This is a genomic window from Streptomyces sp. A1136, assembly GCF_004795055.1.
GTDB lineage: Bacteria > Actinomycetota > Actinomycetes > Streptomycetales > Streptomycetaceae > Streptomyces.
The window spans coordinates 26,042-49,502 of sequence record NZ_SSBJ01000028.1; the positions used below are offsets into that span (position 1 = coordinate 26,042).

The following is a 23,461-nucleotide window of genomic DNA, read 5'->3' on the forward strand; positions in this document are numbered from 1 at the left end:
ACCCGACGCTGCCGCCGAGGTAAGTAACTAACTGGATAGTTTGAGCATGCGGCACCGGGCGCCACGTTGTCAATAACCGGATAGTTACTTGCTAGGCTGGCGCCATGGCACGGGACTCCAGCGCAACCAGGGCACGACTCCTCGACGCGGCCTTCGCCGAGTTCGCGGCGTACGGCATCGCCGGCGCCCGCGTCGACCGCATCGCGGAGGCCGCGCAGGCGAACAAGCGACTCATCTACGTCTATTTCGGCAACAAGGAGGAACTCTTCGACGCCGTCCTGCGGCGCGCCCTGGAGACCGGTTCCGAGACGGTGCCGTTCGACGCCCGGGACCTCCCCGGCTACGCGGGCGCCGTCTACGACCACCTCGTGGAGCGACCCTCCCTGATGCGGCTCGTGGCGTGGAAGCAGTTGGAGCGTCCCGGGATCACCGACGCCGAGGCCGAGTCCTACCGCGGGAAGATCGCGATGGTGGAGGAGGCGCAGCGGGCCGGACTGATCGACCCCGAGCCGGACCCGGCCGATCTGCTGACCCTGGTGATGGGGCTCTCCCAGTCCTGGTTCGGCGCGGTGGGCGGCCCCGCGGGCGGTACGGCGGGCACCGGCTGGTCACCGGAGCGGTTGGCCCGTCACCGCGCGGCGGTCGTGGAGTCCGTACGCCGCGTCACGACGCCGGCCGCGACGCCGGCCCCCTGAGCCGAGCGGTCACGGAGGCGTACGGGATGGACACGGCAGGACTGGAGGCCCGGGCCCGCGCCCTCGCGGCGGCGGGCGGTCGTCGCATCCTGGGCATCGCGGGAGCGCCGGGCGCGGGGAAGTCCACGCTCGCGGCGGAACTGGTCCGGGCGTTGGGGCCGGGGTTGGCGGTGGTGGTGCCGATGGACGGTTTCCACCTGGCGCAGGCCGAGTTGGAACGGCTGGGCCGGGCCGATCGCAAGGGCGCGCCCGACACCTTCGACGCGGCGGGCTACGTGGCCCTGCTGGCACGGCTGCGCGAGCGGGCGGCCGCCGCCGTGTACGCCCCGACCTTCGACCGCGCCTTGGAGGAACCCGTCGCCGGGAGCATCCGGGTGGGGCCCCACGTACCCCTGGTGATCACGGAAGGCAACTACCTGCTGCACGGGGCGGGGGCGTGGGCGGGGGTCAGGCCGCTGCTCGACGAGGCCTGGTTCGTCGCCCCCGACGACGTGGTACGGGTGCGCCGGCTGGTCGAGCGTCATGTGCGGCACGGCAAGAAGGAGGCGGACGCCCGGCAGTGGGTGGTCCGCTCCGACGAGGCGAACGCCCGCCTGATCGCACCGGGACGCGACCTGGCGGATCTCGTCGTCGAGGAGGACGGATTTCGGGAACCCCGGCCGCCTCGGGCGCACCTCCCCCGGACGCCGCCGGACCCCGCGCGACCACCCGGTCCGTGACCGACCGCCCGATCGTCGGCACCACGCCGACGCACCGGCGAGCGGGCCCGGGCGATTCGCCCCGCCCGTCGGGGCGGGGGCCGGGACCGGTGGGGGCGGTGGTCAACTCCCGACCGGCGGTTCCGGTTCGTACCGACCGAAGACCTGATCGAGTCCGACGATGCCGAGGACCCGGGTGATGTTGTCCGGTACGGCGGCGAGCGCCATGGCCGCCTGCGCGGCCGCCGCCCGGTTGTGGGCGGTGATCAGGGCACTGATCCCGCTGGAATCGCAGAACTCCAGCCCCCCCAGGTCCAGGACCAGCAGCTCGCCCGGGGCGAGGGTGATCTCGTCCACTGCCTCGCGCAGTCGGGGCGCGGTGTCGAAGTCGAGGTCGCCGATGACTCGCAGTACGGGACCGCTGTCGGCGTCTCGGACGGTGATCGTCAACGGGCTCATGTCAGGTCGTGGCTCCGGGATGTGTCGGGGTTGCGGGAACGCCGAGGGCGAGGAGGGCGGTGTCGTCGTCCAGCCCGTCGCCGAAACCGGCGAGCAGGCCGGTCAGGGAATCGACCAGCCCGTGCGGTCCGGCGGCGGGGTGCGCGGCGGCGAAGTCGCGCAGCGCCTCGTCACCGTACAGTTCGCGGCTCTCCCCGATACGGGCCTCCGTCAGACCGTCGGTGTACAGGAGAAGCGTGTCACCCGGGCCGAGGACGGTCCGGGTGGCCGCGAACGGGGCTGTGGGCAGGATACCCACCAGCAGGCCGCCGGGGGTGGAGAGGTACTCGGCCCGGCCGTCGGCGCGCACCAGGAGCGCCGGCGGGTGACCGCCGGAGGCCAGGTCGACGGTGACGGTGTCGCCCTGGGGTTCCAGTACCCCGAATATGGCGGTGCAGTAGCGGGGGTCGCCGCCGGTGTACCGCTCGTGCAGGACGGCGTTGAGCGTGGTGAGCGCGGCGACGGGATCGGGGTCGTGCAGGGCGGCCGCGCGCAGGGTGTACCGCGTCAGGGAGGTCACAGCGGCGGCCTTGGGGCCCTTGCCGCAGACGTCCCCGAGGAAGAAGGCCCAGCGTTTGCCGTCGATCGGGAACAGGTCGTAGAAGTCACCGCCGAGCCGGTCCAGGGAGGCGGTGTGGTAGTACGACGCCGCCTCCATGCCCGGCACATCCGGGAGCATGTCGGGCAACAGGCTCTGCTGGAGGACCGCCAGTGCCTCCTGGAGCCGCCGGCGGTCGGCCTCCGCCTGCGCCCGGGCCTCCTCCGCGGCCTTCTGACGACGCAACAGCTCCGTCTCGTAGGCGCGTCGTTCGCTCGCGTCGAAGACGGTGGTACGGATCAGCAGGGGCTGGCCGTCGCCGCCGGTCTTCACCACGGAGGTGACCAGGACCGGAAGGCGGCGGCCGCCCGCAGCCTTGATCTCGAAGGCGATGCCGCCCACCTGCCCCTGCATGCGCAGCAACGGGGCGAAGTGGGTCTCGTGGTAGAGCTTGCCGCCGACCGTCAGCAGGTCGGCGAAGCGCATGCGGCCCACGACCTCCTCGCGGTCCAGGCCGAGCCAGGTCAGCAGGGTGGTGTTGATCTTGGCGATCGTGCCGTCGAGGAGGGTGGAGAGGTAGCCGCAGGGCGCGGACTCGTAGAGGTCCTCCACGCTGTCCTCCAGCAGGGAGGTGAACAGGGCGTCGGTACCGGCCTTGTCTCCGGGCTGCTCGGCACTGTGCCCGGTACAGGACATCAACGCAACGTCCGGGCGAAGGCGAGGATCTCGGCGCTCGTGGCCTCGGGAGCGCTCAGTTGGGGGCAGTGTCCGGTGGCGTCGAGGGTGACCAGGCGGCTGCCGGGGATCGCGGCGTGCACGTAGGCGCCCACTTCGCGCGGGGCGATCACGTCCTGGGCGCACTCCAGCACGAGGGTGGGGACGGAGACCTTCTTGAGGTCCTCGCGACTGTCGGTGAGGAACGTGGCGCGGGCGAAGACGCGCGCGACGTCGGGGTCGGTGGCGCAGAAGGCGGTGGTGAGTTCCGCGCCGAGTTCGGGCCGCTCGGGGTTGCCCATGATGACCGGCGCCATGGCCGCGGACCAGCCCAGATAGTTGGATTCCAGCGATTCGAGCAGTTCGTCGATGTCGTCGGCGCCGAAGCCGCCCCGGTAGCCCTCGTCGTCGATGTAACAGGGTGAGGGACCCACCATGACGAGGGAGGAGAACCGCGAGGGGGCGACCTCCGCGGCCAGCACGCCGATCATGGCGCTGACCGAGTGGCCGACGAACACCACGTCCCGCAGATCGAGCTCGTCACAGATCTCCACCACGTCCCGCGCGTAGCCGTCCAGCGAGGCGTAGCGTTCCGCGTCCCACGCGGAGAGGTCGGAACGGCCCGAGCCCACGTAGTCGAACCGCACCACACGGAATTCCCCCACCAGCGCGGGCACCACCAGCCGCCACATGTTCTGGTCGCAGCCGAACCCGTGCGCCAGCATGACGACGGGGGCGTCCTCGCGTCCGGTCACCGTGACGTTGTTCCTGCGGAGGATGTCCATGGCCATATCCTCCCATCCCGTCCCACGGGACCGGGGGCGGGCCCCGCACCCCGCCCGCCGGCGGTGCGACCGCTACGGGCGGTATGAACCTCGTCACCTCCGGGAGGCGACGGCCTCGGGCCGCCCCGGCCGGGTGAGCCGCAGTTTCGTGACGACGGCGGGGACCGAGATCTGCAGCGTCAGGTCCCGGTCCGTCGTCCACGCCTGGGTGGACACCTCGGCCGGCCCGGTGGTGAAGCGGGCACTCACCGTCGGGTCGGTCACCGCGCGCCAGGGCACGGGTTTCCCGGGGACGCAGGCGACGATGGCGCCGTAGTAGCTCGTCACGGCTCCCGCGGAACGCTTCTGGTCCAGGCGTCCGAACACGTCGAGGTCGGCCGGTTTGGAGCAGGTGGCCGTGCCGTGCACCGTGACCAGGCCGTCGGCGGTCACCACCGCGTCGCGGGCCGCCGTGACGGAGACGCGCAGCACCGGGGGCGCCGGGCGGTTCCTCAGGTGGACGCGTCCGTGGGCGGCGGCCGTCGCGCCGTCGCAGCGGCCGTCGAAGGAGGCGTCGAAGTCCTCGACCCAACCGTTGGTGCCGAGCTTCACCTTGGTGACGGTGAAGTCGGCGTCCATCGACCGGCAGAACCCGCCGGCGCCGGTGAGGTCGAGGGCGGGACCGGTGCCGGGGCCGTTGCCGTTGAACGGGTCGTACAGGGTGGCCCCGGTGTAGGTCCCGGGGGTGAGCTTCGTGCCGGGGGCCACGGCCAGGTCGACGGACCACGAGCCGCCGTCCGCCGCCTCCACCCGTAAGCCGACGTGGCTTCCGTCGGGATCGCCGTAGGCCCGCAACCGGTCGTGTCCGGCGGAGAAGGCCAGGGACCGGCCTGCGGTGATGTGTTCCCCCGGGTCGCCGACCAGGCTCCACGAGCCCTCGTCGACGGGCTGTTGCTCGACCGCCGAGGCCGGCGTCCCCGAGGCGGGTCCCGCGACCGTCAGGCCGAACAGCAGCCCGGTCGCGAACACCGCGCGGGCGAAGGCGCGTCGCATCCCCTGAGGTCCGACCCGTCCCGTACGCCCCCCTCTTCCCGCACTTCCCATGCGTCCCACCCTGCCGGTACGTCCGCTCATCGAGGAGTCCTCCCGCGTTCCGCTCGTGGCGCTCCGGACCGTGCAGCCTAGGCCCGGCCGGCGGTGCGAAGGCGGCGGTGGCCGGGAGTCGCGTCAGGTTGTCCCGAACCGCTCTCGGCGGTACCGCCCGGGGGCGTCCCCGGTGGCCGGACGACACGTGCGTTCTGCACACCCCATCGGTGACAGCCGTGACTGTCGCCATGCCCGGCCCGGGTGGCACGGTGGTTCCGCCGCCGACCGATCGAGGGAGTACGGGTGAACAAGGGGTACGCCGCCTTCTGCGACGCAGACCGCTGGTTCTACGACGCGCCGTACCGGCGGGTCGAGGAGAGCTATCCGGCCGCGCTCGCCCCCGTACCGGAGGGCTGGCGCTCCCACCGCACGGGCAGCTGGTACGCCCTGCGGCCGCTCGGTCTCGAACTGCCCTCCCAGGGCTGGAAGATCCACGTCTCGGCCACGCTCGACAACTCCGAGTCCGTCCTGGCCCGTGTATACGACTACTGCGTGGACGGCCGCGTCGCCTTCAAGTTCGTACCGAGCCGGTACCTGTTGCACCTGCGCAACGCCAAATACGCCGACCGGGGCGCCAGCGGCAAGTTCCTGACGGTCTATCCGGCCGACACCGAGGAGTGCCGCCGCATCGCCGAGGACCTGGCCGGCCTGCTGGACGGGGAGCCCGGCCCGTACATCCTCAGCGATCTGCGCTGGGGTTCGGGTCCGGTCCACCTGCGCTACGGGAGCTTCACCCTGCGGCACTGCTACGACGAGCACGGCGAGGTCGTCCCGGCGATCGAGGCTCCCGACGGGCGCCTCGTGCCCGACCAGCGCGGGCCGGTGTTCCAGCCCCCGGAGTGGGTCGAACTGCCCCCCTTCCTGAAGCCGCACCTGGACGCGCGGTCCGCCGTCAGCCTCGCCGGTCTCCCCTACACGGTGGAGCGGGCCCTGCACTTCTCCAACGGCGGGGGCGTCTACGCCGGGCGCGACACCCGCACCGGCGAGGCGGTGGTCCTCAAGGAAGGCCGGCCGTACGCGGGCCTCGCCTCCGACGGGGCGGACGCGGTGGCCCGGCTGGACCGGGAGCGGTCGGCGCTGGAACGACTGGCCGGACTGGACTGCGTACCCGCCGTCCGCGAGGCGTTCACGGTCGGCGACCACCACTTCCTGGTCATGCAGTACCTGGAGGGAAAGCCGCTCAACACCTACTTCGCCCGCAAACACCCGCTGATCCACGCGGACCCGACGCCGGACGCGCTCGCCGACTACACCGCCTGGGCCCTCAAGATCCACGAACGGGTCACCGAGGCCGTGGCGGCCGTGCACGCCCGCGGGGTGGTCTTCAACGACCTGCACCTCTTCAACATCATGGTTGCCGAGGACCCCTCGGGCGAACCGTCCGTCGCACTGCTGGACTTCGAAGCGGCGGCGCACGTCGACGAGGGACTGCGACAGACGGTGGCCAACCCCGCCTTCGTCGCCCCACCCGACCGCCGCGGCTTCGCGGTGGACCGCTACGCCTTGGCCTGCCTGCGTCTCGCCCTGTTCCTCCCGCTGACGAGCCTGCTCGTCCTGGACCGGGCGAAGGCCGCTCATCTGGCCGCCACCGCGGCCGAACTCTTCCCGGTGCCGCGCGGGTTCTTCGACGAGGCCGTCCGGGAGATCCTCGCCGGGCCGGCCGGGGAACCGGCCGGGGGGACGCCGGGCGACCCCGCGGCGATACCGGGCGGCCCGGTGCCCGTACCCACCGGGCCCTACCTCCCGGCGGAGCCCGGGGACGGGGTCGGAGCCCGCCGCTCCATGGCGGCGGCGCTGCGCGCCTCGGCCACACCGGAGCGCGAGGACCGCCTCTTCCCGGGCGACATCGCCCAGTTCACCCATGAGGGCGGGGGCACCGGCTTCGGGTACGGCGCCGCCGGGGTGCTGTACGCGTTGGCCGAGACCGGCGCCGAGCCCTGGCCCGAAGCCGAGGAATGGTTACTGGCCCGGGCGGGCGACCCCGGCTCGGGTACCCCGCTGGGCTTCTACGACGGCCTCGCCGGCACCGCCTGGGCCCTGGACCGGCTCGGCCACCGGGAGCAAGCGCTCGCCCTGGCCGGGGAACTGCTGCGCCAGTCGTGGCAGGAGACCGGCCCGGACCTGCACAGCGGGCTGTCGGGCATCGGGCTGGCCCTGGACGCGCTGGGTACGGCGACCGGCGAGGGCGAACTGCACGCGGCCGCCCTGCGCTGCGCCGAACTCGTCGCCCGCTCGGCCCCCCGGCTCACCCGTGCGGGACTGCTGTACGGCAACTCCGGTCCGGCCCTGTTGTTCCTGCGCCTGTACGAACGCACCCACGAGGAGGAGTACCTCCGGCGCGCCGGACAGGCCCTGCACCGCGATCTCGACCGGTGCGTGACCAGCGCCTTCGGCACCCTGCAAGTCGACGAGGGGTGGCGCACCATGCCCTACCTCGGCGCCGGCAGCGTCGGCATCGGCATGGTGCTGGACGACTGGTCGGAGCACGCCGAGGACCCGCGCTTCGATCAGGCCCGGCGCGAGATCGTCCGCGCCGCCCGGTCCAACTTCTACGCGCAGCCCGGCCTGTTCCGCGGCGCGGCCGGCATGGTGCTGCATCTGGCGCGGACCACCACCCCCGACCCGGACGGCACCCGGGCCGACGACCTCGACCGCCAGATCGCCGCACTGGCCCGGCACGCCGTGCCGTACCAAGGGCATCTGGCCTTCCCCGGCGAACAGTTGATGCGCCTGTCCATGGACCTGTCCACGGGCACGGCCGGCGTCCTGCTCGCACTCGGCAGCGCGACGCCCGGCGGGCACGCCCGACTGCCGTTCCTTCCACCGCTGCGGCGCGCCGCGGCGGTCCCAGAGCCGGTCCCGCATCCCCGCGGGGCCGTGACCCCATCGCACCAACTCATCGAGAGGAACCTGACATGACCCTTCTTGACCTGCAGTCGATGGAGACCGTGAAGGAAGAGACCACCGAGGCGGCGCTGCACGGCGGCGGCAGCCAGGCGAGCCTGCTGCTCTGCGGCGACAGCAGCCTGAGCCTCACGACCTGTCACTGATCGGGTAGCTTCCGGGCCCGGGCGGTTCGCCGCCCGGGCCCGGAGCCATCTCCGGATTCCTTGGAGCCTCGACGATGACCCCGCCCCCACCGCCGTCCACCCCCGCGGGTCCGAACGCCGCCGCGCCCGGCGGGAAAACGTCCGGTCGCGCCGGCGACCGGGCGCTGCGGGCGGCCGCCCGGCACAGTGCGGTGCGCACCGGCGCCGTGGGCGCGTGCGCGGTCGCCGCCGCCCTCACGGCCCTCGTCGAACCCGCCGTGCTCGGCCACGCGCTCGACCTCTTGCTGCGGCGCGACCCGGCCGGGGGCGCGTGGACCCTGGTGTGCGCCGCCGTCATCTCGGCCGAGGTGCTTCTGGACGCCCTCACGACCCGGCTGACGGGGCAGGTCAACGGCCGCAGCACGGCCTGGCTGCGCCGCCGGGGGCTGACCGCGCTGCTGCGCGCGTCCCCGCACCACGCGGCTCGCCACTCCCCCGGCGACCTCACCGCGCGACTGACCGCCCACGCCACCGAGGCCGGTACGGGGCCGGCCGCCGCCGCGGCGGGCGTGGCCTCGCTGCTGCCACCGCTCGGCGGGCTGGTGGCGCTCTTCCTCATCGACACCTGGACCGCTCTCGCCTTCCTCGCCGGACTACCCGTCCTGTTCTGGCTGTTGCGCTCCTTCGCCCGTGACTCGGGATCGAGCGTCACCCGGTACCAGGAGGTCCAACTGGGCATGGCCGCGCGTCTCGTGGAGGCCCTCGCCGGGGCCCGAACCATCGCCGCCGCCGGCACCGTCGGCCGCGAACGCGCCCGCGTCCTGCGTGACCTGCCCGAACTGGACGCGCAGGGGCGGCGGATGTGGCGCGTCTACGGCGGCACGACCGCCAGGACCTCCGCCCTGATGCCCCTGCTGCTCTACGTGGTCCTCGCGGTGGGCGGGCTGCGGCTGGTGGCGGGGGCGCTGGGGGTCGGGGAGCTGCTCGCGGCCGTACGCTACGCCGGGCTGGCCGCCGGCATCGGCGCGGTCACCGGCCGGGTCGCCGCCGTCGTACGGGCCCGGGCCGCCGCGGGCCGGACGGCGGCGGTCTTCGATCTCCCGGAACTTCGCTGCGGCGTGGGTGAGTTGTCGGCTGACGGACCGGGGCGGCTGGAGTTGGACGGGGTCCGGGTGGTGCGCGAGGGCCGGATCGTCCTGGACGGCATCGACCTCGTGGTCCCGGGCGGTGCCACGCTCGCCGTGGTGGGTCGTTCCGGCGCCGGCAAATCCCTTCTCGCGGCGGTGGCCGGCCGCCTCACCGACCCCGACCGCGGCCGCGTCCTGCTCGACGGGGTGCCACTGGAGGAGCTTTCGGTCGCGGCGCTGCGCCGAGAGGTGGGGCATGCCTTCGACCGGCCCGCGCTGGTCGGGAAGAGCGTCGCGGACGCCATCGCGTTCGGCCGGGGCCCCGCGCCCACGCGGGAGGAGGTGCGCGCCGCGGCGCGGGCCGCCGGCGCGGAGCCGTTCGTACTGCGCCTGCCCGACGGCTACGACACCGCCCTCGCGGACGCCCCGCTGTCCGGCGGCGAGGTGCAACGCCTCGGCCTGGCCCGGGCGTTCCTGCGCGCCGGCCGGCTGCTGGTGTTGGACGACGCCACCTCCAGCCTCGACACGCTGACCGCCCGGGAGGTCGAACGGGCCTTGGCGCGGTGTGTCGGGGGAGGTACCCGGATCGTGGTGGCGCACCGGGTCTCCGCCGCCGCCCGGGCCGACCTGGTGGTGTGGCTGGAGGACGGCCGCATCCGGGCCGCCGGCGTCCACGCCGACCTGTGGCGTGACCCGGCGTACCGGGCCGTTTTCGCGGTGGAGCCGGGACCGGGACGACAGGAGGGCCCGCGCCGGGAGTCCGCCGCGGCGCACGGCTCGGGACCGGCGGCCGGGGCCGTCGCCGGGCCGGGCGCGGGCGGGCTCTCGTGAGTCGCCCCGGGCCCGGTGGCACCCTGGCAGCCGACGCCCGGCGCTTCCTGCGTCCCCGCGTCCGCCCGCTGGCCGCCCTCGCGCTCTGGTCGCTGCTGGAGTCCGCGCACACCTTCCTCGGCGGCTACGGCGTCGCCCGCGCGCTGGACGACGGCTTCCTCGCGGGCCGCGCCGCGACCGGCGCGGCGTGGCTGGCGGTGGCCGGATGCGGCGCCCTGCTCGGCGGTCTCGCCCTGCGCGGGGTGTTCACCGCACTCGCGGACCTGGTGGAACCGCTGCGCGACGGGCTCGTACGCCGGGCCGTGGGCCAGGCCTTGGCCGCCTCGGTCGCCGACCCCGCCCGGGCCGCCGACGCGCGAGCGGTCTCCCGGCTGACGCAGCAGACCGAGATGGCACGCGACTCCTTCGCCGGTCTGGTCCTGACGGCCCGCTCGTTCCTCTTCACCGCCGTCGGCGCGCTCGTCGGAATGGCGGCGCTCGCGCCCGTACTGCTGCTGGTGGTGCTGCCGCCGCTGCTGCTGGGGCTCGCCGCCTTCACGGCCACGCTGCGCCCGATGGCGGCCGTACAACGGGAGGCGCTGGACACCGAGGAGGCCTTGGCCGCACGGGTGGGGGAGGCGGCGGGCGCGCTGCGCGACATCGTGGCGTGCGGCGGCGAAACGGCCGTGGCCCGCGCGGTGGAACCGCTGATCGCCGCCCAGGAACGGCTGACCGGACGGCTCGCCGGCTGGGGGGCGGTGCGGACCGTCGCCCTCGGCGTGGCCGGCCGGGCGCCCGTCGTGGCGTTGCTGGCCGCCACGCCCTGGCTGCTCGAACGCGGGATCACGGCGGGCGCGCTCGCCGGCGCCGTGACCTATCTGCTGCAGTCCCTGCTTCCCGCCCTCGACACGCTGATGGCGGCCCTCGGTTCGGCGGGGACGCGCCTGTTGGTCGTACTGGACCGCTTCCGCGCTCCCCCGGCGACCGCGCCGGCCCGTCCGGCGGCCGATCCGGCCGATCCGCGCGGGTCGGGTGTGCGCGGTGGGCCGGGCGGTCGCACCCCGCACGAGGGCCCCACCGCCGCCGCCGAGCTGCGGTCGGTCGACTTCGCCTACGGGGCCCACGCCCATCCCGTGCTCCACGGGCTCGACCTGCGCGTGCGGCCCGGCGAGCACCTCGCGGTGGTGGGCCCGAGCGGTATCGGGAAGTCCACGCTCACCGCCTTGCTCGCCGGGCTGCTGACCCCCGACCGGGGCCAGGTCCTGGTGGCGGGGGCGCCCGCCCGTCCCCCCAGGGGGGACGGCCCCGACCCGCGCCGGACGCTGCTGCCGCAGCAGGCGTACGTCTTCACCGGCACCGTGCGCGAGAACCTGACGCACCTGTGCCCGGGGCCGATACCCGGGTCCCGGCTGGACGCGGCCGTCACCGCCCTGCGGCTGTGGGGGCTCGTCGACCGCCTCGGCGGGTACGACGCGGTCCTCGACCCCCGGGGACTGTCCCAGGGCGAACGGCAATTGCTCGCACTCGGCGCGGCCTACCTCTCCCCCGCCCCGCTGCTCCTTCTCGACGAAGCCACCTGCCACCTCGATCCGGAGGCCGAGGAGCGGGCCGAGCGCGCCCTCGCCGCGAGGCCCGGCACCCTGATCGTGGTGGCCCACCGGATCTCGTCGGCGGCGCGGGCCGACCGGGTCCTCGTGCTGGACGGGACCCGGGCGGTGTGCGGCACCCACGCGGAACTCCCGGCCCGGTCGGCCCTCTACCGGGACCTCGTGGGCATGTGGGGCGAGGAGGAGCCGGCCGCGCCCGCCGCGCCCCGTTGAATCAGCCTGTCCGGTACCGCCCCCGGCGTCGCCCCTACACCCAGCCCGCGCTGCGGGATATGCGAATCGCGTCGATGCGGTTGCGCGCGCCCGTCTTGCGGGTCACGGCCGCCATGTAGTTGCGGACCGTCCCGCTGGCGAGGTGCAGGGCGCGGGCTATCTCGGCGACGGAGTCGCCCTGCGCGGCCCGGGCCAGGACGCTCAGCTCGCGCGGGCTGAGGGGCACCGGGTCCGCCTCCATGAACGCGGAGGCCAGGGCCGCGTCGATGAAACGTTCCCCCGCTGCCACCTTGCGGACCGCGCGGACCAGCCGGCCGGGAGAGCCGTCCTTGTCGACGTAGCCGAGGGCCTTGGCCTGGAAGGCGCGGCCGAGCGCGCCGGGCGTCTTCGCGGTCGCCAGGACGAGCAGGGGCGTGGGCGGGTCCAGCAGTCGTCCCGGGCCCGGGCCCTCCCCGGCGAGGGCAGCCGTCGCCCCCGGACAGTCGACGTCGACCACGGCCACGTCCGGTCGTAAGTACTCGGCCTGACGGGCCGCCGTCCGCCATCCCGCGGCCGTGACGTCGAAGTCGCCCTCGGATCTGAGCAGGGCGGCCAGGGCGGACCCGACGAGACTGACGCTGTGCAGTACGAGGACCTTGGTCATGGTGACTCTCCGAACGTCGGTGGCAGCGGACGGTCAAGGCTTCATCAGCACCAAGCGGTTGCCCACGTACCGCCCCCCGGAACATGACCATCGCGGGCGCACGGGGGCGCGTGGCCGTAATGAGTCGACGCCTCGGCCGCCCGCGCACGGCATGTCGTACTTGTCGCCGCACTCCACCGCCGCCCGGGACCGCCCGTCACCACGATGTGTCCGGATTCCGCCGGCGGACGGCGCACGGACGGCCGGCACATGCCCGTTCGAGACACTCCATATGTTCGAACACCTATTGGATCGCGACACATGTGAGCGAAAAAAGCGGGATTCGAGTCACGTGCGGTCGGGTCACCGGGCGCGGACGAGAACGCAGGCGGGCGGCGCCGGATGAACCGGCGCCGCCCGCCTGCGGGATCGGGGAGGGGTAGTTGCGGTCAGCCCAGGAAGCCGCTGTAGTAGCCGCCCACCTGACCGTGATACTCCTGGTCGTCGAGGTGCTTCTCCCGCTCGAACTCGGGAGCGTTCTTGATCTGCTCCTTCGTCCCGTCCACGTAGATCTTCTGCTCCTGCGGGTCGATGCGCGTGATGGTGCCCGCCGGGAGCAGGACCTCCCGGCCGAAGATCCACGGCCCGGTGTCGACCACGATGTAGGAGGAGCCGACCTCGTCGGAGTGCTTGTCCACCTTGCCGATGCCGCCGTCGGTGGCCTCGACCTTGTAGCCCGTCAGGTCCGCGCCCGGCGCTCGGCCGGAGGTCTCGCGGTAGCCCCACACGTTCCCAGACATGCGAACATCTCCTTCATCGGTTCGTCGGCCCCTTGCTCCGCCGACCTGTTCGAGAGGTTCCGGAGGGGCGGGGGCCTCGTATCGGCCCGCCTGCCCCGGTGCTCGGTTCCCACACTCCGGGAACCGACTTCCGGCCTGCCGCCGCTCAGACCGCGCCGCGCCAGGAGCCGGTCTCGTGGCCGCGCGCCTCGATGTACTCCTTGAACCGCTTGAGGTCACCGGTGATCTGCCGCTTGACGAAGCCGAGCTTGTCGCCGACGGTCTCCGTGAAGCCGTCCGGGTCGTAGTCGAGCTGGAGCATGACCTTGGTCTTGGTGTCGTCCAGCCGGTGGAAAGTGACCACACCGGCCTGCTTCACCTCTCCGCCGAGGGTCGTCCAGGCGACCCGCTCGTCGGGGATCTGTTCCGTGATCTCCGCCTCGAACTCCCGCTGCGTACCGCCCACCTTGGTCACCCAGTGGGTCATGGTGTCGGTCCGCTGATCGATCCGCTCGACCCCCTCCATGAAGTGGGGGAACGTCTCGAACTGCGTCCACTGGTTGTAGGCGGTACGGACGGGGACCTCGACCTCGATGGACTCTTCGACCTTGGACATGACCACGCCTTTCCGATCACGGGCGCCACTGCCGCCGGGCGCACCGGGGAGTCCGTCTCCCGCCTCCGCCCGTGCCCCCTTTTCGCCGTCTCATCACCCGGCGCCGCCGAAACCCGTCCGCGCGCCCCGCACCGGACCCCGGAGGACGGCGTGGCAAATATCCCGTGTGCAAGGGCGTTTGACGGTGCGGGGGCGGGTCATACGCGGGGATGTCGGTGTACGGCGCCGCTCCATCGGCGTCGAAGCGGTACACCGAGGACCGGTGGCCGCGCGCCGAGCCCCTCCCCCCGGTACGCGCGCGGTCCACGGGCCCGACCCATGCTGCCGTCCCGCCGCATCGGCACCCCGGCCCCGCCCGGCTGCTCCCGCGCAGCGAACCGGGCCGGGCAAGCCCCCGGCGGCCACTGCCCCGCAGAGACCCCCGGGCCCGGACGGGGCGGCAGCCCCCCCGCGTACCACGGCGGCCCCGTACCCGGGCTCCCCCGCCATCGCTGCCCGTGCCCCCGCGCGCCCGAGCGGCCACCCGCTTCCACGACGACGTAATATGCACCGCCCTCGGGTCATCGACCGGCCCACACAGAAGGAAGGCGGTTGTCGTCGTGTCCCCTACGAGAACCGATGCCCGCACCCGCCACCCGCGACACGAACGGCGTGGCGAACCCAGGGTTCCCGCGGTCGTCGCCACGCTGGCGGCGATCTTCCTCTACCTCGCCCTGCCCCAGCAGTTGTTGATCGCCCCGCGCTACGTCCTGCCGGCCCTGGAGGTACTGCTGCTCCTGCCGTTGATCGCGATCAACCCGCGCCGGCTGACCCGCCAGACCAAGGCGTTCCGCGTCCTGTCGGTGGCCCTGGTCCTGCTCATCGTGGCGAGCAATCTGACCGCCCTCGGCATCCTCGTCCACGAGCTGCTCTACGCCGGGGTCGACGACGGCCGCTCCCTGCTCGTGGCGGCGCTCCAGGTGTGGTTGACCAACATCATCGCCTTCGGCCTGGCCTACTGGGAACTCGACCGGGGTGGCCCCGTCAGTCGCACCCAGACCCCCCGCGAGGAGCTGCAACTGGCGGACTTCCGCTTCTCCCAGGACGAGAACGACGACGCCGTCCAGGAAGTCGCGGACGGCGCCAGCAAGGCCTCCGACTGGGTGCCCACCCTGATCGACTACCTGTACGTGTCGGTCACCAACTCCACCGCGTTCAGCCCGACGGACACGATGCCCCTCTCCGCCCGCGCCAAGGTGCTCATGGCCGTCCAGAGCGTGGCGGCCCTGCTGACCTCGCTCCTGGTCATCGCCCGGGCCGTCAGCATCCTGCGCTGACCCGCCCCGGGTCCTCGCGCACGTGGTCCTCGCGGGCGCTTCGCAGGACGACCGTGCTGTGTGACTCCAGGCGCAGGGCTGCGCCCGGCTTCAGTTCCCGCTCGTCCGGGGCGTCCGTCGTCGCGGTGTCGAAGAGCGGCGTCCAGCGGGCGGCGAAGCGGCTCCCGGGGAGGCGGAAGTCCACGGCACAGTCCGAACTGTTGAACATCAGCAGGAACGAATCGTCGGTGACCCGGTTGCCGTAGCGGTCGGGCTCGGTGATCGCCTCGCCGTTGAGGAACATGGTCAGGGCGCCGGCGTGCGGCCACGTCCAGTCCTCCTCCTCCATCGGCGAGGCGTCCGGGCGCAGCCATTCGACATCCGCCGGGAGCCCCGTGTGACCGGCGGCGCGTCCGGAGAAGAAGCGTCGGCGGCGCAGGACGGGGTGCCGGCGGCGCAGGTGGATGAGCCGGGAGGTGAAGTCGAGGAGGCGTCGGCCCCCTTCGTCGAGGTCCCAGTCGATCCAGGCGGTGGGGTTGTCCTGGCAGTAGGCGTTGTTGTTGCCGCCCTGGGTGCGCCCGAGCTCGTCCCCGTGGCTGATCATCGGGATGCCCTGGGAGAGGATCAGCGTGGTCATGAGGTTGCGCTGCTGCCGTTCGCGCAGGGCCAGCACCGCGGGATCGTCCGTCTCGCCCTCCACACCGCAGTTCCAGGAGCGGTTGTCGTCCTCACCGTCCCGGCCGTCCTCGCCGTTCGCGTCGTTGTGCTTGCGGTCGTAACTCACGAGGTCGCGCAGGGTGAACCCGTCGTGGGCGGTGACGAAGTTGACGCTGGCGAGGGGACGGCGCCGGTCGTGTTCGTAGAGGTCCGCGGAGCCGGTGATGCGGGAGGCGAATTCGCCGAGCATGCCTTCGCGACCGCGCCAGTAGTCGCGGACGGCGTCCCGGTAGCGACCGTTCCACTCCGACCACAGGGGAGGGAAGTTGCCGACCTGGTAGCCGCCCTCGCCGAGGTCCCAGGGTTCGGCGATGAGTTTGACGCGGCTGATGACGGGGTCCTGTTGGATGACGTCGAAGAAGGCGGAGAGCCGGTCCACCTCGTGGAACTGGCGGGCGAGGGTGGCGGCGAGATCGAAGCGGAAACCGTCGACGTGCATCTCCTGCACCCAGTAGCGCAGCGAGTCCATGATGAGTTGCAGCACGTTGGGGTGGCGCATCAGCAGACTGTTGCCGGTGCCGGTGGTGTCGTAGTACTGGGAGCGGTCCTCGTCGACCAACCGGTAATAGGCGCAGTTGTCGATGCCCTTGAAGGCGAGGACGGGCCCCTTGTCGTTCCCCTCGGCCGTGTGGTTGTAGACGACGTCGAGGATGACCTCGATGCCGGCCGCGTGGAGCGCCTTCACCATCCGCTTGAACTCGGTGACCTGTGCTCCGCGACCGCCGGTGGCGGCGTAGGCGTTGTGCGGGGCGAAGAAGCCGATGGTGTTGTAGCCCCAGTAGTTGGACAGGCCCTTTTCGGCCAGGTGGCCGTCCTGGACGAACTGGTGCACCGGCATCAGTTCCAGGGCCGTCACCCCGAGACCGGTCAGGTGGTCGAGGATGGCCGGGTGGGCGATGCCCGCGTAGGTGCCGCGCAGTTCCTCGGGCAGGGCGGGGTGGGTGCGCGTGAGGCCGCGTACGTGGCCTTCGTAGATGACGCTCTCGCCGTAGGCGTAGCCCGGCGGCTTGTCGTCGCCCCAGTCGAAACGCCGGTCGGTGACCACCGACAGCATGGTGTGGCCCGCGCTGTCCAGGGTGTTCGGTTCGGCGCCGTCCGCGAAGCGGTGGCCGTACAGGGACTCGTCGTGGTCGAGCTGTCCGTCGATGGCGGTGGCGTACGGGTCCAGCAGGAGCTTGGCCGGATTGCAGCGGTGCCCGGCGGCGGGATCGAACGGGCCGCGTACGCGGTAGCCGTACCGCTGTCCGGGGCCCACGTCGGGCAGGTGGATGTGCCACGCGGACCGGTCGATCTCCGTCATCGGGACACGGGTCTCGCGCCCGGCGTCGTCGAGCAGGACGAGGTCCACGCCCTCGGCGGCCTCGGAGAACAGTGCGAAGTTGGTTCCGGAGCCGTCGTACGTCGCTCCCAGGGGATACGGTTTGCCCGTCCATGTACGCATGGGCTCACGCTACTGTCGCCGAGGGCTTCGGGCAGGGCGGCCCGGCGGAGAACGGGGCGAGGAGTCCCGGCGCGGGCAGTGCGGCGCCGACACGCCGGCACCCCTTGGCGGGGATGTCCACCCCGATGGCCGCGGAACGCGCATGAGTGGGCCGTCGCGGGTAACACGGCGGCAATGAGACCCGCATCCGGCGCGGCCGTACGGCCCGGTCGCCCTTCCGTACTGTTGTTGCTGCCGGTTCAGGCGGCCCTGATGGTGGGCGTGGGGCTGCTGGTGACGGGGCCTTTGGCGGACCAGTGGCCGTTGGCGGCGGAGGACGGCGTCAACCGCGCCCTGGCCGCGCACCGCGGCGGCCTGGCCACGCCGCTCTCCGCGTGGCTGTCGCTGCTGGCAAGCACGCGGAGCGTCATCGCCCTGACCCTCCTGGCCGTCGCCGCCCTGCTGGTCGTGTCGCGGGGACGGCGGCCGTGGGAGGCGCTCTTCCCGGCCGTGGCCGTCGCCGCCCAGTCGGCGGTGTTCCTGCTCGTGACGCTGGTCGTGGAGCGACCGCGTCCGGACGTACCGCACATGGACCCCGCGCCGCCCACCTCCAGTTTTCCCTCCGGGCACGTGGGGGCGTCCGTGGCGCTGTTCGGTGGCCTGGCCGTCCTGGTGGCCGTCCGCCTGCGCGACGGCCGGCGCTGGGTGCGGTACGTCGCGGTCGCGGTCCTGGTGCTGATCCCGGTGGCCGTGGCGTTGTCGCGGGTGTACCGGGGCATGCACCACCCGTCCGACGTGGTGGGAGGACTGCTCAACGGGGCCTGCACGCTGTTGGTCGTGACCCACGCGTTGCTGCTGCCGCGCCGCCGACCGGAAGCGGCCGACGAGGCGCGCGCCGAGCCGCTCCCCTCGGCCCGAACCCCGTACCGGAGCGGTACGGGTGACGACCCCACGGGCGCGGCCACCGGTCCCGCCGGGGGCCGGCGGGCCGTGGTGGTGCGTCACCCGCTCGGCTGCGGCGCCGAGCAGGCCGAGCGGGTACGCGCGGTCCTGGCCCGCCACGGCTACGCCGATCAGGTGTGGACGTCGACGTCCGCCGAGCAGCCGGCCGGCGCTCTCGCCGGGCGGATCGCCGAGGCCCGAACGGAGCTGGTCGTGGCCTGCGGCGGTGACGGCACCGTACGCGCCTGCGCCGACGTGTTGTCGGGCACCGGCGTCCCCCTCGCGGTCGTCCCTTGCGGCACCGGCAACCTGCTCGCGCGCAACCTTCGCCTCCCCGCCGATCCGGTCACCGCCCTGGAGTCGGCCCTGTCGGGGGAGACCGTCCGTATCGACGTGGCCCGGGTGTGGGGGGACGGACTGGCTCCCGCCCGGTTCACGGTCATGGCGGGAGCCGGCTTCGACGCCGCGATGGTGGCGGACGCGTCGGAGCGGGCGAAGGAGCGCCTGGGCTGGGCCGCGTACGTCCTCTCGGCGGTCCGCCACCTCGGGGACCCGCGGATGCGCCTGTCGATCCGGCTCGATTCGGAGCCCGTACGGGAGCGGCGGGCGCGGATGGTCGTCATCGGCAACGTCGGCACCTTGCAGGGCGGGTTGCCGCTGCTGCCCGACGCGCGCCCCGACAGCGGGCGTCTGGAGGTGGTGTTGCTCGACCCCAGGGGCGCCCGCGGCTGGCTCGCCGCCGCGGGGCATCTCGGCTCGCACATGCTGCCGGGCCGGACGGCCCGGACTCCGGGCGGGGCGCGGGGGGCGGTGGCCGGCGGGGCGCTGGAGTACTTCAGCGCGGCGCGCGTCGAGATCCGCTTCGCGAAGCCGCAACCGCGCGAGCTCGACGGCGATGTGGTGGGCGCCGGGAACCGGATGACGGCCGAGGTCGAGCCGGGCGCGCTGCGGATCTGCATGCCGCCGCGGCCCCGGGCCGTCGAGGCGCCCGAGGCGCCGGCCGAGCAGGCCCCGTTCACCGTCGGCGGTTGAAGCCGGCCTCGTACCGCACCAGTCGACACAGGGGGTCAGGCACATGGGCACGGCGACGCGGGTACCGCAGCGCGATGAGGTGGAGGCCGCACCCGAGGTGGAGGGCGAGGAGCTGTCCGCCGAGGAGGCGTGGTCGACGCTGCGCCGCTACGGCGGCTGGAGCCTCCTGCGGGACTCGTTCATCCGGTTCCGCTACGCCGACGGATTCAGCCACTCCAGGGCGCTCGCCCTCCAGACGGTCCTGTCGATCGTCCCGCTCGCCATCGCGCTCATCGGCCTGTCGGGCGTGCTGCACACCGAGGGCATCGGGCGGGTGGCGGAGCTGACGATCCGCCGGCTGGCGAGCGGGCCGAGCCAGGACGTCGTGGACGACGCGCTGGCGCGCAGCCACCACCGGGCCGGGGACGGCAGTCAGGTCGCCCTCTGGCTCGGCCTGCTGTTCTCCGTGGTGAACGTGACCACGAGCCTGTGCCAGGTCGAGCGCGGGGCCAACCGCATATACGGGACGGAACGCGACCGGCCGTTCCTGGCCAAGTACACCCGCGGGCTGGTGATGTCCGTGCTGGCCGGGCTGCCCCTGGGGCTCAGCTTCGCGGTCACCGTGCTCGGGGCGGAGCTGAGCCGGGCCGTGGCGGAGGTCTACCACCTCGGCCCCGGCACGGTGCACGTGTGGGACCTGCTGCGCCGGCCGATCGGCATCCTGTTGGCGATCCTCGCCACCAGCGCCATCTTCCGCCTCTCCCCCCGCCGCACCCAGCCCGGCTACACCTGGCTGGCCTTCGGCGCCGCCGTGTACCTGGTGCTCTGGCTGGTCGCGACGTGGGGGTTGAGCCTGTACGTCGGGGCGGGCGGCTCCTTCGCCACCGTGTACGGGCCACTCAGCGCGTTCGTCTCGCTGCTGTTGTGGTCCTACCTCACCTCGATGGCCCTCTTCCTGGGCCTGGCGTTCGCCGCCCAGCTGGAGGCCGTGAGGGCCGGGGTGGCCGAACCGGTCACCGAGGACCCCGGCGTCTGACACCGTGCCCTTCGTCGGGCACGACGGCAGACCCGAAGAACCACCGAGAGGAAGCACGAAGACCATGTCACGAAGCTCCACCCGACCACGGCGGGCCGTGGGCCGCCTCATGTCCGACCGCTTCGGCCCCGACGCGCGGTTCGGTGTGCGGCTGGTCACGACGGTGGCCGCCACCGCGCTGGCGTCCGTGCCCTTCGCGGTCGCCCTGGTGCTGGTGGAGTCCCGGTGGGCGCCGTTGCACCGGCTGGACCAGGGCACGGCCGAGCGGCTGCACCGTACGGCGCTGGGGCACCCCGCCTGGGTGCGGGTGCTCGACTTCCTCACGCACGTGGTCTGGGACCCGGTGACCATGCGTCTGCTGGTCGCGGCGCTCGTGGTGTGGCTCCTGGTGCGCGGGGCGGTACGGCTGGCGATCTGGGCGACGGTCACCGCGACCGCCGGCGGTCTGCTGGGGCTGCTGGTGAAGAACGTGGTCGAGCGGACCCGACCCCACCTGCCGGACCCCGTCTCACAGGCGCCCGGGTTCTCCTTCCCCTCCGGTCACGCCATGACGGCCACCACATCCTGCGCCGTACTGCTGATGGCCCTGCTGCCACTGGTGCCGCGTGCCTGGCGTCCGCTCCCGTGGGCCCTCGCGGTGGTCTCGGTCATCGGCGTGGGCTACACGCGCGTGGCCCTGGGGGTGCACTGGGTCAGCGACGTGGTGGGGGGCTGGCTGCTCGGTCTGGCCGTGGTCACGGCGACCACCTTGGCCTTCGAGGCCTGGCGGACGGATGTCGGGCGCGACCGGACCACGCCCGCGCAGGGTTTGGAGCCGGAGATCGTGGCCGAGCGGCCCGAACCGCCGGCCGGCTCGACGGATGGCCGAAATCATTCGTCGGGTTCACCGCGCATACCTCAGGACCAGCCGGGGCAATGCGACAAGAACACGGGGTGAGTTCTAGCGGATGCACCCCTTCCCCTGGTCGACGACCCGAACGAGGATCATGTGCGGTCGGAACTACTACGTCCGCTTCGTTGACCAGGCACGCCTACCCGATGAGGATCCATGCACTCCCGCCACTACACCCCCTACCCGCACCCGATATGGAGATGCGGTGAAGGTTCCGGCCCCGGCGCGTCCCCGGAGCCCGCCGACTCCAGGGAGGGCGTCCACCGTTACACCCGGCCCGGGCCGGCCGGCAGGGCGGGCGGAGGAGCGCTGGTCCGTTGAAGTTCCGGATCGGCCGCCCCGGCAGTGCACCAGACGGACAGCCCGCGCAAGAAGGCCCGTACTCCCCCGTACCCGGTGAGGCGGCGTCGCCGCCCCCACAAGCGCCCCTGTCCGATCACGAGATACACCTGATCAAGACGTCGGCGTCGGTGGTCGCGCCCGTGGCCGAAGAGATGACGGTCTACTTCTACGCGATCCTCTTCGCCCGGTACCCCGAGGTGCGGCCCATGTTCCCGCCCGGGATGGACGCCCAGCGCGGTCGCCTCCTGCGCGCGCTCCTGCACATCGTGGACGTGGTCGACGACCCCGAGAACCTGGTCCGCTTCTGTGGCCACCTCGGCCGCGACCACCGCAAGTTCGGCACCCTCGCCGCGCACTTCCCGGCGGTGGGCGAGTGCCTCCTGGCCTCCCTGGCCCGTTACGCGGGGCCGGCCTGGACACAGGACATCGCCGACGCGTGGACCAAGGCGTACGGCGTGGTCTCCCAGGTCATGATCGGCGCCGCCGAGGAGGACGAGGCCCTGCGCCCCGCCGTCTGGCCCGCCACGGTGGTACACCGCGTCGCGCGCGGACACGGCATCGCCGAGATCACCGTGCGCCCCCACATGCCCTACGACTACCAGGCCGGCCAGTACGTGAGCATGGAGACGCCGTGGTGGCCGAAGCTGTGGCGCTACTACTCCCCCGCCAACGCGCCCCGCGTGGACGGCACGCTCACCTTCCACGTCCGCGCGGTGCCCGGCGGCGCGGTCAGCAACGCGCTGGTGCACCGGGCCGCGGTCGGCGACGTACTGCGACTGGGCCCCCCGATGGGCGACATGGTGCTGGACGCGGCGGTCCACACCGACCTGCTCTGCGTCGCCGGCGGTACGGGCCTCGCCCCGATCCGCGCCCTCATCGAGGAGGTGGCCCGGCGCGGGGGACGCCATCAGGTGGACCTGTTCCTCGGCGCCCGTACCGGGGCCGAGCTGTACGGGGTGGACGCCATGCTGCGGCTGGCCCAGAAGCACCACTGGCTGACCCTCCGGGGCGCGGTCTCCCACGAGCACATCCCCGGCATCCGGGGGTCGCTGCCGCAGGTGCTGGCCGAGTACGGGCCGTGGTACCAGCACGACGTGTTCATCAGCGGACCGGCACCGATGGTGGCATCCGCCGGCGAGATGCTGACCCGCCACGGTACCTTGCCCGACCGCATCCATCACGACCCCTTCGAGACGCCCGTCCTGTCCGCTCGCTGAACCGCTTCCCCCGTTCCCCTCCCCAGGAGAAGTCCCGTGATCTTCCCTCCACCGTCTTTCGGTTCGGCCGGTGAGCACCGGCTCCAGCAGCAACTGGGTACGGCCGAGCGCGCCGCCCGCTTCTACGACCAGCAGGTGCGTCCCCACCTCACGTCCGAGATGCGGGAGTTCATCGGCCGCCAGATCATGGTCTTCCTGGCCACCGCCGACTCCCACGGGGAATGCGACGCCAGTTTCCGTGCCGGGCCGCCCGGATTCGTCCACGTCATCGACGAGCGCACGCTCGCCTATCCCGAGTTCCGCGGCAACGGCGTGCTCGCCAGCGCGGGCAACATGAGCGAGAACCCCCACCTGGGCATGCTCTTCGTGGACTTCACCCACCACCACGTGGGACTCCACGTCAACGGCGTCGCCCGGCTCTGCGACGACGCGGAACTGCGTCGCGTCCACCCCGGCCTGCCCACCGACGTCGCGCCCGGACGCAGCCCCCACCTGTGGGTCCACCTCACGGTCGAAGAGGCGTACATCCACTGCTCGAAGTACATACCCCACCTGGAACCGGCCCCCCGCCCCGCCGGGCACGACCCGGCCCGACCCAAGGACGCGGAGTACTTCACCAAGCCCCGCACGCCGATGTGGTCGAGCCTGTCGTGAACGGGACGGCGCGTGGGCCGGGCCCGTCCCGGCCCTCGCGCGCGGCGTGGGGGCACGGCGCTCCGGGGCGCATGCACCC

At 73.0% G+C, this 23,461-nt stretch carries 20 protein-coding genes; 12 read left to right on the forward strand and 8 right to left on the reverse strand.

Features of this window, described 5'->3' with window-relative positions; all coding sequences use genetic code 11:
• Nucleotides 1-104 precede the first annotated feature (104 nt).
• Nucleotides 105-695, forward strand: a complete 591-nt coding sequence (locus tag E6R62_RS25295; protein WP_136215825.1) for a TetR/AcrR family transcriptional regulator — start codon at nucleotides 105-107, stop codon at nucleotides 693-695.
• A 26-nt stretch (nucleotides 696-721) separates the two neighbouring features.
• On the forward strand, nucleotides 722-1,414 hold the full coding sequence (locus E6R62_RS25300; RefSeq protein ID WP_136215826.1) for a nucleoside/nucleotide kinase family protein: 693 nt from the start codon (nucleotides 722-724) through the stop codon (nucleotides 1,412-1,414).
• Nucleotides 1,415-1,516: 102 nt separating this feature from the next.
• Here the strand turns inward: E6R62_RS25300 and E6R62_RS25305 are convergent, their stop codons facing one another.
• The 4 genes from E6R62_RS25305 to E6R62_RS25320 form a co-directional block, all read right to left on the reverse strand.
• Complete coding sequence (locus E6R62_RS25305) at nucleotides 1,517-1,852, reverse strand: STAS domain-containing protein (RefSeq protein WP_136215827.1); 336 nt, start codon at nucleotides 1,850-1,852, stop codon at nucleotides 1,517-1,519.
• Nucleotide 1,853: 1 nt separating this feature from the next.
• Nucleotides 1,854-3,125 (reverse strand): PP2C family protein-serine/threonine phosphatase, encoded by a 1,272-nt coding sequence (locus E6R62_RS25310; RefSeq protein ID WP_136215828.1) that lies wholly within the window; start codon nucleotides 3,123-3,125, stop codon nucleotides 1,854-1,856.
• The gene (locus E6R62_RS25315; RefSeq protein ID WP_136215829.1) at nucleotides 3,125-3,928 is read right to left on the reverse strand and encodes an alpha/beta fold hydrolase; all 804 of its coding nucleotides are present in this window, start codon (nucleotides 3,926-3,928) and stop codon (nucleotides 3,125-3,127) included. The genes E6R62_RS25310 and E6R62_RS25315 overlap by 1 nt, the downstream gene beginning before the upstream one ends.
• Nucleotides 3,929-4,021: 93 nt before the next feature.
• A complete protein-coding gene (locus E6R62_RS25320) occupies nucleotides 4,022-4,960 on the reverse strand; it encodes a hypothetical protein (RefSeq protein WP_136215830.1) in 939 nt (312 codons plus the stop codon).
• A gap of 336 nt (nucleotides 4,961-5,296) precedes the next feature.
• Here E6R62_RS25320 and lanKC point away from each other — a divergent pair, with 336 nt between their 5' ends.
• The 4 genes from lanKC (at nucleotide 5,297) to E6R62_RS25340 (ending at nucleotide 11,839) form a co-directional block, all read left to right on the forward strand.
• Complete coding sequence (gene lanKC / locus E6R62_RS25325; RefSeq protein ID WP_136215831.1) at nucleotides 5,297-7,972, forward strand: class III lanthionine synthetase LanKC; 2,676 nt, start codon at nucleotides 5,297-5,299, stop codon at nucleotides 7,970-7,972.
• Nucleotides 7,969-8,103 carry a SapB/AmfS family lanthipeptide gene (locus tag E6R62_RS25330; RefSeq protein WP_136215832.1) on the forward strand — a complete coding sequence of 45 codons (135 nt, stop codon included), beginning with the start codon at nucleotides 7,969-7,971 and terminating at the stop codon, nucleotides 8,101-8,103. Before lanKC ends, E6R62_RS25330 begins: the two co-directional genes overlap by 4 nt.
• 74 nt (nucleotides 8,104-8,177) lie before the next feature.
• Nucleotides 8,178-10,040: an ABC transporter ATP-binding protein gene (locus tag E6R62_RS25335; RefSeq protein WP_136215833.1), complete on the forward strand. Its 1,863-nt coding sequence runs from the start codon at nucleotides 8,178-8,180 to the stop codon at nucleotides 10,038-10,040.
• Nucleotides 10,037-11,839, forward strand: a complete 1,803-nt coding sequence (locus tag E6R62_RS25340; RefSeq protein WP_136215834.1) for an ABC transporter ATP-binding protein — start codon at nucleotides 10,037-10,039, stop codon at nucleotides 11,837-11,839. The genes E6R62_RS25335 and E6R62_RS25340 overlap by 4 nt, the downstream gene beginning before the upstream one ends.
• Before the next feature lie 34 nt (nucleotides 11,840-11,873).
• On the opposite strand, the gene E6R62_RS25345 is transcribed toward E6R62_RS25340, so the two are convergent.
• From E6R62_RS25345 to E6R62_RS25355, 3 genes are all read right to left on the reverse strand, one after another.
• Nucleotides 11,874-12,482 carry a response regulator transcription factor gene (locus E6R62_RS25345; protein WP_136215835.1) on the reverse strand — a complete coding sequence of 203 codons (609 nt, stop codon included), beginning with the start codon at nucleotides 12,480-12,482 and terminating at the stop codon, nucleotides 11,874-11,876.
• Between the two features lie 428 nt (nucleotides 12,483-12,910).
• Nucleotides 12,911-13,261 (reverse strand): PRC-barrel domain-containing protein, encoded by a 351-nt coding sequence (locus tag E6R62_RS25350; RefSeq protein ID WP_136215836.1) that lies wholly within the window; start codon nucleotides 13,259-13,261, stop codon nucleotides 12,911-12,913.
• Nucleotides 13,262-13,406: 145 nt separating this feature from the next.
• Complete coding sequence (locus E6R62_RS25355) at nucleotides 13,407-13,856, reverse strand: SRPBCC family protein (RefSeq protein WP_136215837.1); 450 nt, start codon at nucleotides 13,854-13,856, stop codon at nucleotides 13,407-13,409.
• A gap of 599 nt (nucleotides 13,857-14,455) precedes the next feature.
• On the opposite strand from E6R62_RS25355, the gene E6R62_RS25360 reads away from it, so the two are divergent.
• Nucleotides 14,456-15,172, forward strand: coding sequence for a hypothetical protein (locus E6R62_RS25360; RefSeq protein ID WP_136215838.1), 717 nt, complete (start codon nucleotides 14,456-14,458; stop codon nucleotides 15,170-15,172).
• Here the strand turns inward: E6R62_RS25360 and glgX are convergent.
• On the reverse strand, nucleotides 15,156-17,309 hold the full coding sequence (gene glgX / locus E6R62_RS25365; protein ID WP_136215839.1) for a glycogen debranching protein GlgX: 2,154 nt from the start codon (nucleotides 17,307-17,309) through the stop codon (nucleotides 15,156-15,158). The genes E6R62_RS25360 and glgX overlap by 17 nt on opposite strands.
• Nucleotides 17,310-17,483: 174 nt before the next feature.
• Here glgX and E6R62_RS25370 point away from each other — a divergent pair, with 174 nt between their 5' ends.
• From E6R62_RS25370 to E6R62_RS25390, 5 genes are all read left to right on the forward strand, one after another.
• Nucleotides 17,484-19,262 carry a diacylglycerol kinase family protein gene (locus E6R62_RS25370; RefSeq protein ID WP_136215840.1) on the forward strand — a complete coding sequence of 593 codons (1,779 nt, stop codon included), beginning with the start codon at nucleotides 17,484-17,486 and terminating at the stop codon, nucleotides 19,260-19,262.
• A gap of 43 nt (nucleotides 19,263-19,305) precedes the next feature.
• Entirely contained in the window at nucleotides 19,306-20,277 is a 972-nt protein-coding gene (locus E6R62_RS25375; RefSeq protein WP_136215841.1) for a YihY/virulence factor BrkB family protein, read from the forward strand.
• 109 nt (nucleotides 20,278-20,386) lie between these two features.
• Nucleotides 20,387-21,214: a phosphatase PAP2 family protein gene (locus E6R62_RS25380; protein ID WP_136215899.1), complete on the forward strand. Its 828-nt coding sequence runs from the start codon at nucleotides 20,387-20,389 to the stop codon at nucleotides 21,212-21,214.
• A 272-nt stretch (nucleotides 21,215-21,486) separates the two neighbouring features.
• Nucleotides 21,487-22,728: a globin domain-containing protein gene (locus E6R62_RS25385; RefSeq protein ID WP_136215842.1), complete on the forward strand. Its 1,242-nt coding sequence runs from the start codon at nucleotides 21,487-21,489 to the stop codon at nucleotides 22,726-22,728.
• Between the two features lie 39 nt (nucleotides 22,729-22,767).
• Nucleotides 22,768-23,382 carry a pyridoxamine 5'-phosphate oxidase family protein gene (locus E6R62_RS25390; RefSeq protein WP_136215900.1) on the forward strand — a complete coding sequence of 205 codons (615 nt, stop codon included), beginning with the start codon at nucleotides 22,768-22,770 and terminating at the stop codon, nucleotides 23,380-23,382.
• Nucleotides 23,383-23,461: the final 79 nt, after the last annotated feature.